General features: G+C 63.1%; 9 protein-coding genes. All 9 read left to right on the plus strand.

Annotated elements, in window-relative coordinates:
• Nucleotides 1-28 precede the first annotated feature (28 nt).
• The 9 genes from yaaA to ACZ6YA_RS12410 all read left to right on the plus strand — a co-directional run bounded on the left by yaaA (nucleotide 29) and on the right by ACZ6YA_RS12410 (nucleotide 12,796).
• Nucleotides 29-808, plus strand: a complete 780-nt coding sequence (gene yaaA, locus ACZ6YA_RS12370; protein ID WP_465897387.1) for a peroxide stress protein YaaA — start codon at nucleotides 29-31, stop codon at nucleotides 806-808.
• An 851-nt stretch (nucleotides 809-1,659) separates the two neighbouring features.
• On the plus strand, nucleotides 1,660-2,976 hold the full coding sequence (locus tag ACZ6YA_RS12375) for a nucleotide sugar dehydrogenase (protein WP_465897388.1): 1,317 nt from the start codon (nucleotides 1,660-1,662) through the stop codon (nucleotides 2,974-2,976).
• Nucleotides 2,977-3,049: 73 nt separating this feature from the next.
• On the plus strand, nucleotides 3,050-4,531 hold the full coding sequence (locus ACZ6YA_RS12380; RefSeq protein ID WP_465897389.1) for a glycosyltransferase family 2 protein: 1,482 nt from the start codon (nucleotides 3,050-3,052) through the stop codon (nucleotides 4,529-4,531).
• Nucleotides 4,532-4,567: 36 nt separating this feature from the next.
• Nucleotides 4,568-5,734 carry a PilZ domain-containing protein gene (locus ACZ6YA_RS12385; protein ID WP_465897390.1) on the plus strand — a complete coding sequence of 389 codons (1,167 nt, stop codon included), beginning with the start codon at nucleotides 4,568-4,570 and terminating at the stop codon, nucleotides 5,732-5,734.
• A gap of 12 nt (nucleotides 5,735-5,746) precedes the next feature.
• On the plus strand, nucleotides 5,747-7,174 hold the full coding sequence (gene algK, locus ACZ6YA_RS12390; RefSeq protein WP_465897391.1) for an alginate biosynthesis TPR repeat lipoprotein AlgK: 1,428 nt from the start codon (nucleotides 5,747-5,749) through the stop codon (nucleotides 7,172-7,174).
• Nucleotides 7,171-8,649, plus strand: a complete 1,479-nt coding sequence (locus ACZ6YA_RS12395; RefSeq protein ID WP_465897392.1) for an alginate export family protein — start codon at nucleotides 7,171-7,173, stop codon at nucleotides 8,647-8,649. The genes algK and ACZ6YA_RS12395 overlap by 4 nt, the downstream gene beginning before the upstream one ends.
• Before the next feature lie 19 nt (nucleotides 8,650-8,668).
• Entirely contained in the window at nucleotides 8,669-10,228 is a 1,560-nt protein-coding gene (algG, locus tag ACZ6YA_RS12400; protein WP_465897393.1) for a mannuronan 5-epimerase AlgG, read from the plus strand.
• 13 nt (nucleotides 10,229-10,241) lie between these two features.
• Nucleotides 10,242-11,684, plus strand: coding sequence for an alginate O-acetyltransferase (locus ACZ6YA_RS12405; RefSeq protein WP_465897395.1), 1,443 nt, complete (start codon nucleotides 10,242-10,244; stop codon nucleotides 11,682-11,684).
• A gap of 8 nt (nucleotides 11,685-11,692) precedes the next feature.
• Nucleotides 11,693-12,796 carry a mannuronate-specific alginate lyase gene (locus ACZ6YA_RS12410; protein ID WP_465897396.1) on the plus strand — a complete coding sequence of 368 codons (1,104 nt, stop codon included), beginning with the start codon at nucleotides 11,693-11,695 and terminating at the stop codon, nucleotides 12,794-12,796.
• The last annotated feature ends 24 nt before the right edge of the window (nucleotides 12,797-12,820 follow it).

Below are 12,820 nucleotides of genomic sequence, written 5' to 3' on the forward strand. Positions count from 1 at the left end.
CCCGCCTACGATTCCAGGAGCCGAACCGATGCTGACGGTGATTTCCCCCGCCAAGACCCTCGACTACGACACCCCGCCGGTGACCGAGCGTTTCACCCTGCCACAGTACCTTGATGACTCCCAGGAACTGATCGTGCAGCTGCGCGAGCTGTCACCTGCGCAGATCAGCGAGCTGATGCACCTGTCGGACAAACTCGCCGGCCTCAACGCTGCACGCTTCGGTAGCTGGACCCCGGACTTCACCCCGGCCAACGCCAAACAGGCGTTGCTGGCTTTCAAGGGCGACGTGTACACCGGCCTGGATGCCGAAACCCTCGGCGAGGCCGATTTCACCTATGCCCAGCAGCACTTGCGCATGCTCTCCGGCCTGTACGGCCTGCTGCGCCCGCTCGACCTGATGCAGCCCTACCGACTGGAAATGGGCACCAAACTGGCCAATGCCCGCGGCAAGGACCTTTATGCCTTCTGGGGCACGCGCATCAGCGAATGGCTGAACCAGGCGCTGGCCGACCAAGGTGACGACCTGCTGCTGAACCTGGCCAGCAACGAGTACTTCAGCGCCGTGAAGCGCAGTGCGCTGAAGGGCCGGGTGATCAACGTCGACTTCAAGGATTTGAAGAACGGCCAGTACAAGATCATCAGCTTCTACGCCAAGAAAGCCCGCGGGATGATGAGCCGCTTCGTGATCCAGGAGCAGGTCAACGATCCCGAGCAGCTCAAGCAGTTCGATATGCAGGGCTACTACTACAGTGCCGAGCAGTCGAAGGCGGATCATCTGGTGTTTTTGCGCGATCACCCGGCCGAGTGATTCAGTCAGGGCCTCTTCGCGGGGCAAGCCCGCTCCTACAGGTTCAGTGCACAACCTGTGGGAGCGGGCTTGCCCCGCGAAAGGGCCATGTGTATCTCTACAACCCTCCTCGCCCTGCAACAGGGCATGCATCAAATCGCCACCCTGCCATTAATGTGACGCCAAAAAACCACCACGCCTACCTTTATCGCCAACCGTCATAAGACCGTTCGTACTTTTTTGACGAATTTTGAAAATATTTTTTCAATGCTGGCATAAAAACATCTCGTAACGTTTTCGCCCTTTATATGCAAGGGTGAAACACCTGCGTGCCATCAATATGAAAGTATTTACCCCTGAAGAATTATTTAGAAATCTTTCATCGATGCTGAACCGCCCCAGGAACTTCTCCTACAACCTATCGCTCATAGTGCCGTAACGAATTTCATGCCCGATCGGTGTGAGAGATGACTTACAGATGACAACGGCAGGTATCCGCTACCCGCCAGGGAGAAGTTAGGCAGGGGTTACCGGTGTCCCGGAATACCCTGTCTCCGCAGGAGAGACGCGCCCCATACAATTCGTCCTAGTGGTTGATTTCAAAGGATTTATCCACTTGAAAAAACAAGCACTGCAACGCGCCAAGTAGCGCATTGCAATAAAGACGGCTGCATTTTAGGGCACGCCTTTTAATTACTGGCCTTTTACTGCCAACTTTGAGTGCATAACTTTGTGCGCTCCGGACTTATTCATGCCTGCGCTCGGTGAAGTGTGCATTCGCCAGGGATCCGTGCGCTTTGAAACTGTTGTTAATCAACCCAGTCCGGCTCTTCACCGAGGAGTCGACGTGATAAACACATGAGGTGATAGCGATGCGTATCAGCATCTTTGGTTTGGGTTATGTGGGTGCGGTCTGTGCGGGCTGCCTGACGGCGCGAGGCCATGACGTGATTGGTGTGGACGTGTCCAGCACCAAGATCGACCTGATCAATCAGGGCAAGTCGCCCATCGTCGAACCTGGCCTGGAAGCGCTGCTGCAACAAGGCATCGCCAATGGCCGCCTGCGCGGCACCACCGACTTCGCCGAGGCCATCCGCGCCAGCGACGTGTCGATGATCTGCGTCGGTACCCCGAGCAAGAAAAACGGCGACCTGGGCCTGGAATACATCGAGGCCGTGTGCCGCGAAATCGGCTATGTCCTGCGTGACACCACCCGCCGCCACACCATCGTGGTGCGCAGCACCGTGCTGCCGGGCACCGTCAAGAACGTGGTGATCCCGATCCTCGAAGACTGCTCGGGCAAGAAAGCCGGCGTCGACTTCGGCGTTGCGGTCAACCCCGAGTTCCTGCGTGAAAGTACCGCGATCAAGGACTACGACCACCCGCCGATGACCGTCATCGGTGAACTCGACAGTGCCAGCGGCGACGTGCTGCAAAGCCTGTATGAGGAGCTCGACGCCCCGGTCATCCGCAAGCCGATCGAAGTGGCCGAGATGATCAAGTACACCTGCAACGTGTGGCACGCCACCAAAGTTACCTTCGCCAACGAAATCGGCAACATCGCCAAGGCCGTGGGCGTCGATGGCCGCGACGTGATGGACGTGGTGTGCCAGGACAAGGTGCTGAACCTGTCGCAGTACTACATGCGCCCAGGCTTCGCCTTCGGTGGCTCGTGCCTGCCCAAGGACGTCCGCGCCCTCACCTACCGCGCCGCCAGCCTCGACGTACGTGCGCCACTGCTCGATTCGCTGATGCTCAGCAACGAGTCGCAGGTGCAGAACGCCTTCGAGCTGATCGAAGCGCACGACAAGCGCAAGGTCGCCCTGCTCGGCCTGAGCTTCAAGGCCGGCACCGATGACTTGCGTGAAAGCCCGCTGGTGGAGCTGGCCGAGCGCCTGATCGGCAAGGGCTACCAGCTGGACATCTACGACGAGAACGTCGAGTACGCCCGCGTTCACGGGGCGAACAAAGAGTACATCGAGTCGAAGATCCCGCACGTCTCGTCGCTGCTCAACGCCAACTTCCAGAAGGTCATCGACAACGCCGACATCATCGTCCTGGGTAACCGTGACGAGCAGTTCCGCGCCCTGGCCGAGCAAGCACCGGCCGGCAAGCAGGTGATCGACCTGGTTGGCTTCATGGGTAAAGCAACCTGCTCCACTAGCCGTACCGAAGGCATCTGCTGGTAAGCCCTCGGCCGGGCGACGCAAGCCTCCCCACTTGCGTCGCCCTCCTTTCCCGAATTCTCGACGGATGCTGAACATGCAAAGGCTCCAGACAGTGCTGTTGCAGTGCGCCGGTTGGCTGCTCTACATGAGCCTGCTCATGTTGATCGCCCTGGCCCTGCCGGCCGATATCTTCGACTCGCAGTCGAAGCACTTCATCTTCCTGGTCGGCGCAGTCGGCATCTGGCGCTACTCCATGGGCGCCACCCATTTCATCCGCGGCATGATCTTCCTCTACGGCGTGTACCCCTACTTGCGCCGCAAGGTGCAGAAAATGGGTTCGGCGGCCGACCCGTCGCACGTCTACCTGATGGTCACCAGCTTCCGTATCGAAGCGCTCACCACCGCCCAGGTGTACAGCTCGGTGATCCGCGAGGCGATCGACTGCGGTTTCCCCACCACGGTGGTCTGCTCGCTGGTGGAAATGTCCGATGAACTGCTGGTGAAGAGCCTGTGGGCCAAGTACAACCCACCCGCCCACGTCAAACTGGACATCGTGCGCATTGCCGGTACCGGCAAGCGTGACGGCCTGGCGTATGGCTTCCGCGCCATCTCGCGGATGCTGCCGGACGAAAACGCCGTGGTCGCAGTGATCGATGGCGACACCGTGCTGGCCGAAGGCGTGGTGCGCAAGACCGTGCCGTGGTTCAAGCTGTACCCCAACGTCGGTGGCCTGACCACCAACGAATTCTGCGAAGTGCGCGGCGGCTACATCATGAGCGAGTGGCACAAGCTGCGCTTCGCCCAACGCCACATCAACATGTGCTCGATGGCACTGAGCAAGCGCGTGCTGACCATGACCGGGCGCATGTCGATGTTCCGCGCCAGCGTGGTGACCAACCCTGAGTTCATCGCCGACGTCGAAAGCGACTCGCTGATGCACTGGCGCCTGGGCCGCTTCAAGTTCCTCACCGGTGACGACAAGTCCAGCTGGTTCAGCTTGATGCGCCTTGGCTACGACACCTTCTACGTGCCGGACGCCGCCATCAACACGGTCGAGCACCCGCCGGAAAAGAGCTTCCTCAAAGCCAGCCGCAAGCTCATGTACCGCTGGTACGGCAACAACCTGCGGCAGAACTCCCGCGCCCTGGGCCTTGGCCTCGGTCGCCTGGGGCTGTTCACCAGCATCGTGCTGTTCGACCAGCGCGTGTCGATGTGGACCAGCCTGCTGGGCCTGACCGTGGCGGTGATCGCCAGCCTCAAGTTCGGCATGGGCTTCCTGCTGGTGTACCTGCTGTGGATCGGCATCACCCGCCTGATCCTGACCATCATGCTGCTGTGCTCGGGCCACAACGTCGGCCCGGCCTATCCGCTGATTCTCTATTACAACCAGATCGTCGGCGCGCTGATGAAGATCTACGTGTTCTTCCGCCTCGACAAGCAGTCCTGGACCCGCCAGCCGACTGCCCTCAAGCGTGACCTCGCCAGTTTTCAACAATGGTTCAACACCTGGTCCTCGCGGACCATGACCTTCTCCGCAGCCAGCATCTTTGTCGCTGTGCTGTTCATGGTCGTGTGAGCCCAACCCGGATCGGATTAACAGGAACAAACCACCATGAATACCGCCGTGAATGTCAATGTCGTGCATGAGTCCGAAGCCCAGCGCCAGCATGCCCGGGTGCGTATCCCAGCCAAGCTGCGCTTCCTGGATGCCCAGCGCCAGACCCACGATGTGAAAGTCGAGGACCTCTCCGCCGGTGGCCTGAGCTTCTTCACCAAACAGCCGCTGTCGGTGGGCGACGTGCTGCGCGGGCGCCTGCAGTTCGTGGTCGACAACCTCGGCCTGTCGATGGACATCGAATTCCAGGTGCGCTCCTACCAGACCGACAGCGGCCGGACCGGTGCCCAGTTCCAGAACCTTGAACCGCGCGACATCGCCACCCTGCGCCATATCATCACCAGCCACCTGTCCGGCGAACTGATCAGCATCGGCGACGTGCTCAGCACCCTGCAGCGCGACAACTTCACCAAGGCGCGCAAGCAAAAGGACGGCGGCTCCGGCCTGTCCGCCTTCGGCCGCTTCAAGGCGGTGACCATGACCCTGGGCGTGTTCGTGGTCGGCGTGGCCGCGTTCGGCTTCGTCGCCAAGTCGCTGTACGGCATGTACTTCATCAGCCACGCCGAGGCTGGCGTGGTCGCGGTACCGACCACCAACGTCACCATGCCGCGCGACGGCACCGTCAACAGCCTGGTCGAAAGCGGCGGCCTGGTGGTCAAGGGCGCGCCGCTGGCGAGCTTCAGCACCAGCATGTTGGACATGCTCAAAGGCCACCTGGACGACTCGCAACTGGAGCCGGCCAAGGTCGAGGAACTGTTCGGCAAGCAACTGTCCGGCACCCTCACCAGCCCCTGCGATTGCGTGATCGCCCGCCAGCTGGTGGACGACGGCCAGTACGCGGCCAAGGGCCAGCCGATCTTCCAGCTGATCCCGCGCACCACCAACCCGATGGTCGAGGCGCGCTTCAGCTACCGCCAGTTCGACGAGGTCAAGCCAGGTACCCGGGTCAACTTCCAGGTCGCCGGCGAAGACGAAGTGCGCACCGGCCAGATCGTCAGCAGCGCCAGCCTCGACAGCGACAACCTGGCCTCCGACATCCGCGTGCAGATCAAACCCGACAGCGGCCTGCCAGCTGAACTCGCCGGGCGCCCGGCTGCGGTCAACAGCGACCGTGGTCCTTCGCTCAACTGGCTGATCGACAAAGCCGTGGCCCGTGGTCTGTAAGAGGATCCTGCGATGATTCCCCATAAGAAAAGCGCAAGCCTGGGCCTCTGTGCCCTGGCTGTGGCGATCGCCCTGGCCGGCTGTGCGGGCCTGCCCGACCAGCGCCTGGCCAACGAAGCCCTCAAGCGCGGTGACACCGCGCTGGCCGAGCGCAACTACAAGGCCCTGGCCGACCTGGGCTACAGCGATGCGCAAGTGGGCCTGGCCGATATCAAGGTCTCCACCGGCGACCCGGACCAGTTCAAGCAAGCCGAGGAAACCTACCGCGCCGCCGCCGCCACCTCGCCCCGTGCCCAGGTGCGCCTTGGCCGCCTGCTGGTGGCCAAGCCCGACAGCACCCAGGCCGAGCGCGAAGAGGCCGAGACCTTGCTCAAGCTCGCCGCCGAGCAAGGTGAACAGAAGACCCTGATCCCCCTGGCAATGCTCTACCTGCTGTATCCGCAGAGCTTCCCCAAGGTCAACGCCCAGCAGCAGATCGACCAATGGCAGGCCGCCGGCCACCCGGAAGCGGGCCTGGCGCAGATCCTGCTCTACCGCACCCAGGGTACCTACGACCAGAACCTGGACAACGTCGAGAAGCTCTGCAAGCAAGCCCTCGACAGCATGGACGTGTGCTACGCAGAACTGGCCACCGTCTACCAGAAGCGTGGCCAGGCCGACCAGCAGGCCGCCCTGCTGCAGCAGCTCAAAGCCGGTTATGCCCGCGGCACTGTGCCAGCCACCCGGGTCGACAGCGTCGCCCGCGTACTGGCCGACCGCAACCTTGGCCAGACCGACGAGAAAACCGCCAAGGACTTGCTTGAACACATCGCCCCGGCCAACCCGGCTTCCTGGGTCAGCCTGGCGCAACTGGTCTATGACTTCCCCGAGCTGGGCGACACCGACCAGTTGATGGCCTACATCGACAAGGGCCGCGAAGCCGAGCAGCCACGCGCCGACCTGCTGCTGGGCCGCCTCTACTACGAAGGTAACGCCGTCCCGGCCGATGCCGAAAAGGCCGAGCTGCACCTGCAGGCCGCCGCCGATGCCGGCGAGATCAGCGCCGACTACTACCTCGGCCAGCTGTACCGCCGCGGCTACCTGGGCGACGTCGAGCCGCAGAAGGCCGTCGACCACCTGCTCACTGCCGCCCGTGGCGGCCAGAACAGCGCCGACTATGCCCTCGCCCAGTTGTTCAGCGAAGGCCATGGCATCCGCCCCGAGCCAACCAACGCCTGGGTCTTCGCTCAGCTGTCGCAGGTCTACCCGACGCCGCAGTCGACCGAACTGGTGCAGCAACTTGATCAACAACTCACGCCCGAACAGCGCAACCAGGCCCAAGACCTGCTGGCGCAGGAAAAACAGGCGCGCGGCAACATGGCCCAGGTGGGCCGCCGCAGCCTGACCATCGATGCCCTGCAAGACCAGAATTCTGCTGTAGACGGTGAGGACATGCTATGACGCTCAACCCCTTCGTGAAAGCCGGCATTGGCCTCACCTTCGCCCTGCTGTGGTCGTGCCCGACCCTGGCCGACATCACCGCGCAGAAGAACTTCGGCATGGACGTGAAGATCACCGGCCAGTCTGAAGACGACCGCGACCTCGGCACCCGCCCCGGTGGTGACGTCAACGGCCTGGGCCTCGACCTGCGCCCATGGGTGTACGGCGAGCGCGGCAACTGGAGCGCCTACGCCATGGGCCAGGCGGTTGCCGCCACCGACACCATCGAAACCGATACCCTGCGCCAGAACGACGACGGCACCACCACCGACACCAGCGACCACGGTCGCACGCCAGACAAGAACTACCTGGCCATGCGCGAGTTCTGGGTCGGCTACAGCGGCCTCACCCAGTACCCTGGCGAGCAGCTGCGCCTGGGCCGCCAGCGCCTGCGCAGCGACGACGGCATGTGGCGTGACACCAACATCGAAGCGCTGAACTGGACCTTCGACACCACCCTGCTCAGGGCCGACCTGGGCGTGGCCCAGCGCTTCAGCGAATACCGCACCGACCTCACCGAGCTGGCCCCGGAAGACAAGGACCGCACCCACCTCTACGGTAACGTCGCCACGCAATGGACCCCCGGCCACTGGGTCGGCGTGCGTGCGCACCACACCCATGATGGCGGCAGCCTGAAAAGCCCGGGCGAAACCATCGACGCGCTCGACAAGACGCGCACCGGCGACCTCACCTGGCTGGGCCTGGAAGCCAACAGTGATGCCTACAACTGGCGCAACGACCACACCGTCAACTACTGGGGCAGCCTGACCTGGCTGACCGGTGATCGCGACACGTTGAGCAGCCAGCAGGTCGGCGACGACCAGGTGGCCACCGGCAAGCAGAGCGGCGACGTCAATGCCTGGGCCACCGACCTCGGCATCCGCCTGCGCCTGGACCCACAGTGGCAAGTGGGCGCGGCCTACGCCCGTGGCAGCGGCGGCGGTGGCGACGACGGCTCGAACAACTTCGAGCAGACCGGCCTTGAGAGCAACCGCTCCAACTTCACCGGCACCCGCTCGCGCGTGCACCGCTTCGGCGAAGCCTTCCGTGGCGAGCTCGGCAACCTGCAGGCGGCCACCCTGTTCGCCTCCTGGCAGCTGCGCGACGACTACGACGCCAGCCTGATCTACCACAAGTTCTGGCGCGTCGATGGTGAGCAGAACATCGGCTCCAGTGGCATCAACGCAGCGGTCAACGACAACGGCGTGAGCCGCCCGCTGGTCAACGGTGAAAAAGACCTCGGCCAGGAAATGGACGTGGTCGTCACCAAGTACTTCAAGCAAGGCCTGCTGCCGGCCTCGATGAGCCAGGCGATCGACGAGCCGTCCGCGCTGGTGCGCCTGCGCGCCGGTGTGTTCAAGCCGGGCGATGCCTATGGCAAGGAAGCGGACTCGTACATGCACCGCGCCTTCGTCGACGTGATCTGGCGCTTCTGAGGCCGGGAGAGGACCTGCTATGAACCTTCACCCGCACATCCGTCACAGCCTCCTGGCCAGCGCCTTGCTGTTGACCTCAGGCCTGGCCGTCGCTGCAGAACCTGCAGTGATCGCCAAGGAACTGCAGCAGGCCAAGACCTACACCGTGGCCAGCGCACCGATCGAGCCGCTGCACATGGAGCCGCCCAAGCTGCCCGACCTCAGCGGCTACACCGCTGAAGCCGTGCAGAAGAAGATCGACCGCCGCCACAAGGGCAAGGTCAGTGTGCGCCGCATGCTGCAGGAAGAGTCGCTCAAGGAATTCATCGGCGGTGACAACAAAGCCGCCGAGTGGGTGCAGCGCCAGCACGGTATTCCCCAGGCGATCTTCGTCGATGACGGCCATGTCGACCTGGTCGAGCTGAGCAAGAAAGTGCCCAAGCAGTACCTCAGCGAAGTAGAGCCAGGTGTGTACCTGGCGCGCCTGCCGATCGTGGTCGGGCAGAAGGGCATCCTCGAGATCAACGGCAAGGTCAAGCAACTGCGCCTGTCCCAGGAAGGCGGTGCGTTCCTGGTCAACGACGGCAAGCTGTTCGTCAGCGACACCCAGGTCACTGGCTGGCGCGAGAAGGACAACGGCCCGGCGACCTTCCGCTCGCCCAAGGAATTCCGCCCGTTCCTGCTGTCGTGGGGCGGCACCGAGACCTACATCGTCAATACCAAGATGGCCAGCTTCGGTTATGCCAAGTCCAAGTCGTACGGCGTGAGCATCTCGCAGTACACGCCGAACATGGCCAAGCGCATGGGCCGCCCGGAACCCACCGGCTGGATCATCGGCTCGGAATTCAGCGACATGTGGTACGGCTTCTACTGCTACGAGACGCAGGACTTCGTGGTCAAGGACAGCACCTACCGCGACAACATCGTCTACGGCATCGACCCGCACGACCGATCGCACCGCCTGATCATCGCCGGCAACACGGTCCACGGCACCAAGAAGAAGCACGGCATCATCGTCTCGCGTGAGGTCAACGACAGCTGGATCATCAACAACAAGAGCTACGACAACAAGCTCTCGGGCGTGGTGATCGACCGTAACAGCGTCAACAACCTGATCGCCTACAACGAGATCTACCGCAACCACACCGACGGCATCACCTTGTACGAAAGCGGCGACAACCTGATCTGGGGCAACAAGCTGATCAACAACCGCCGCCACGGCATCCGCGTGCGCAACAGCGTGAACATCCGCCTGTACGACAACATCGCCATGGCCAACGGCCTGGTCGGCGTGTACGGGCACATCAAGGACCTGTCCGACACCGACCGCGACATCGACCTCGACCCGTTCGACACCAAGGTCTCGCTGATCGTGGTCGGCGGTGAACTGGCGGCCAACGGCTCCGGGCCGCTGTCGATCGACTCGCCGCTGTCGGTCGAGCTGTACAAGGTCTCCATGCTCGCCCCGCGCAAAGCCAACGGCATCAGCCTCAACGGCATCCTCGGCGAGCGCCAGGACGAAATCCTCGACCTGCTGGTACGCCAGCAGAAGGCCGTGCTGATCGACCCGGTCGAACGCCAGACCGAAATGATCGATTAAGGAAGCCCAGACCATGACTCCACACCTGATCAAACTGCTGGGCCTCTCCGCCGCCCTCCTGGCCATCAGCCAGGGCGTGCGCGCCGATGAGGTGAAGGCCCCGGCCTTCACCGCCGAGCCTTGCTGCCAGCTGTGCCCCGAGGCGCATGACGCCAGCCGCTACACCACGCGCTACCAGCAGAACTTCACCACGCTGGTGCAGGCCCAGGGCGACTGGCTGTTCCGTACCCGCGAAGACCTGCGCACCGAGTTCAACACCACGCCGGCCGGCTACAAGCGCCTGCAGCAGGTGCACGACGCGTTCAAGAAGCGTGGCGTGGAACTGGTCGTGGTCTACCAGCCGACCCGCGGCCTGGTGAACCGCAACATGCTCAAGCCGGCGGAAAAAGCCGCCTTCGATTACCAGAAGGCCCTGGGCAACTACCAGGCCATGCTCAAGCGCTTTGCCAGCATGGGCTACAACGTGCCCGACCTGTCGCCGCTGACCAACGAGCAGTTGGCCGCCGCCGACCAAGGCAAGGACTTCTACTTTCGCGGCGACCAGCACTGGACGCCTTACGGCGCCGAACGCGCGGCCAAGATCGTGGCCGACACCGTGCATAAAATGCCAGCCTTCGAAGGTGTCCCGCGCAAGGAATTCGAAACCCAGAAGTCTGGGCGCATGGGCAAGACCGGCACCCTGCACAACGTCGCTGGCCAGCTGTGCAACACCAGCTACGCGGTGCAGTACATGGACCAGTTCGCCACCGAACCGAAAGGCTCGAGCGGCGGTGGCGACGACTTGTTCGGTGACGCCGGCAACGCGCAGATCACCCTGGTCGGCACCAGCCACAGCGGCAAGAACTACAACTTCTCGGGCTTCCTCGAACAGTACATCGGTGCCGATGTGCTCAACGTCGCCTTCCCCGGTGGCGGCCTGGAAGGCTCGATGATCCAGTACCTGGGCAGCGAAGAGTTCCAGAACAACCCGCCGAAGATCCTCATCTGGGAATTCTCGCCGCTGTACCGCCTGGACCAGGAAACCATCTGGCGGCAGATCCTCGGCCTGCTCGATGATGGCTGTGACGCACGCCCGGCACTGATGAGCGCCAGCACCACGCTCAAACCCGGCAAGAACGAACTGATGGTCAACGGCAAAGGCGGCGTGATCAAGGACCTGATCAACCGCAACCTGCAGATGGACGTCAAGTTCGAGGACCCTTCGGTGAAGGTGCTGCAGGCAACCCTCTGGTACCTCAACGGTCGCCACGAGGACATCAAGTTGGAGAAACCGACCACCTCCGACACCGACGGCCGCTTCGTCTTCCAGATGCGCGAAGACGAAGACTGGGCCAGCCAGAACATCTTGGCCTTCGAGGTCCAGGGGCCGCAGGAAGGCACCCAGAAGGTCGAGGCCAAGCTCTGCAAACGCAACAACTTCGCCGTGCCCGCGCACACCGCGCAAGCCGGCCAGTGAGGCGACCCATGACCCAGACCCAGCGACTCTTCCGCCCCGCCCTGCTCGTTCTGGCCCTGTTCGGGGGTGCCGCGCATGCCGCGCTGGTGCCGCCCCAGGGTTACTACGAGGGGATCGAAAAGCTCAAGACCAGCGACGGTAACTTCCGCTGCGACGCACCGCCCAAGCCGTACACCGGCGCGCTGCAGTTTCGCAGCAAGTACGAAGGTTCGGACAGGGCGCGGGCGACCCTGAATGAGGATTCGGAAAAGGCCTTCCGCGACTCCACCAAGGACATCACCAGCCTGGAGCGTGGCGTGGCCAAGATGGTCAACCAGTACATGCGCGACGGCCGCCCGGCGCAGCTCGACTGCACCCTGACCTGGCTGGGCACCTGGGCCCGCGCCGATGCGCTGATGTCGAGCAACTACAACCACACCGGCAAGTCCATGCGCAAATGGGCGCTGGGCAGCATGAGCGGTTCGTGGTTGCGCCTGAAGTTTTCCAATTCGCAGCCGCTGGCCGCGCACCAGGCTGAAGCCGAGCTGATCGAGAAATGGTTCGCCCGCCTCGCCGAACAGACCGTGCGCGACTGGAGCAACCTGCCGCTGGCGAAGATCAACAACCACAGCTACTGGGCGGCCTGGTCGGTGATGGCCACCGCCGTGGCCACCGACCGCCGCGACCTGTTCGACTGGGCGGTGAAGGAATACAAGGTCGGCGCCAACCAGGTCGACTCGCAGGGCTTCCTGCCCAACGAAGTCAAGCGCAAGCAGCGCGCCCTGGCCTACCACAACTACGCCCTGCCGCCGCTGGCGATGATCGCCAGCTTCGCCAAGGCCAACGACGTGGACCTGCGCAGCGAGAACAACTTCGCCCTGCAGCGCCTGGGCGAAGGCGTGCTGTACGGCGCCCGCGACCCACGCCACTTCGCGGAACGTGCCGGTGAAAAACAGGACATGAAAGACCTCAAGGTCGACAGCAAGTACGCCTGGCTCGAACCCTGGTGCGCGCTGTATCAGTGCGTCGGCGACACGCTGGAGCGCAAGCAGGACATGCAGCCGTTCGACAGCTTCAGGCTGGGCGGCAACGTGACCCGGGTCTATGACCCAGGCGCGGCGAACAAGAAGTAACACCCCATGTGGGGGTGATCTCTG

Source organism: Pseudomonas sp. NPDC090752, from assembly GCF_055584805.1.

Coding starts and splice junctions, on each gene's coding strand:
- ACZ6YA_RS12380 (WP_465897389.1), top strand. CDS start 3,050: ATGCAAAGGCTCCAGACAGTGCTGTTGCAGTGCGCCGGTTGGCTGCTC.
- ACZ6YA_RS12405 (WP_465897395.1), top strand. CDS start 10,242: ATGACTCCACACCTGATCAAACTGCTGGGCCTCTCCGCCGCCCTCCTG.
- algG (WP_465897393.1), top strand. CDS start 8,669: ATGAACCTTCACCCGCACATCCGTCACAGCCTCCTGGCCAGCGCCTTG.
- algK (WP_465897391.1), top strand. CDS start 5,747: ATGATTCCCCATAAGAAAAGCGCAAGCCTGGGCCTCTGTGCCCTGGCT.
- ACZ6YA_RS12385 (WP_465897390.1), top strand. CDS start 4,568: ATGAATACCGCCGTGAATGTCAATGTCGTGCATGAGTCCGAAGCCCAG.
- yaaA (WP_465897387.1), top strand. CDS start 29: ATGCTGACGGTGATTTCCCCCGCCAAGACCCTCGACTACGACACCCCG.
- ACZ6YA_RS12410 (WP_465897396.1), top strand. CDS start 11,693: ATGACCCAGACCCAGCGACTCTTCCGCCCCGCCCTGCTCGTTCTGGCC.
- ACZ6YA_RS12375 (WP_465897388.1), top strand. CDS start 1,660: ATGCGTATCAGCATCTTTGGTTTGGGTTATGTGGGTGCGGTCTGTGCG.
- ACZ6YA_RS12395 (WP_465897392.1), top strand. CDS start 7,171: ATGACGCTCAACCCCTTCGTGAAAGCCGGCATTGGCCTCACCTTCGCC.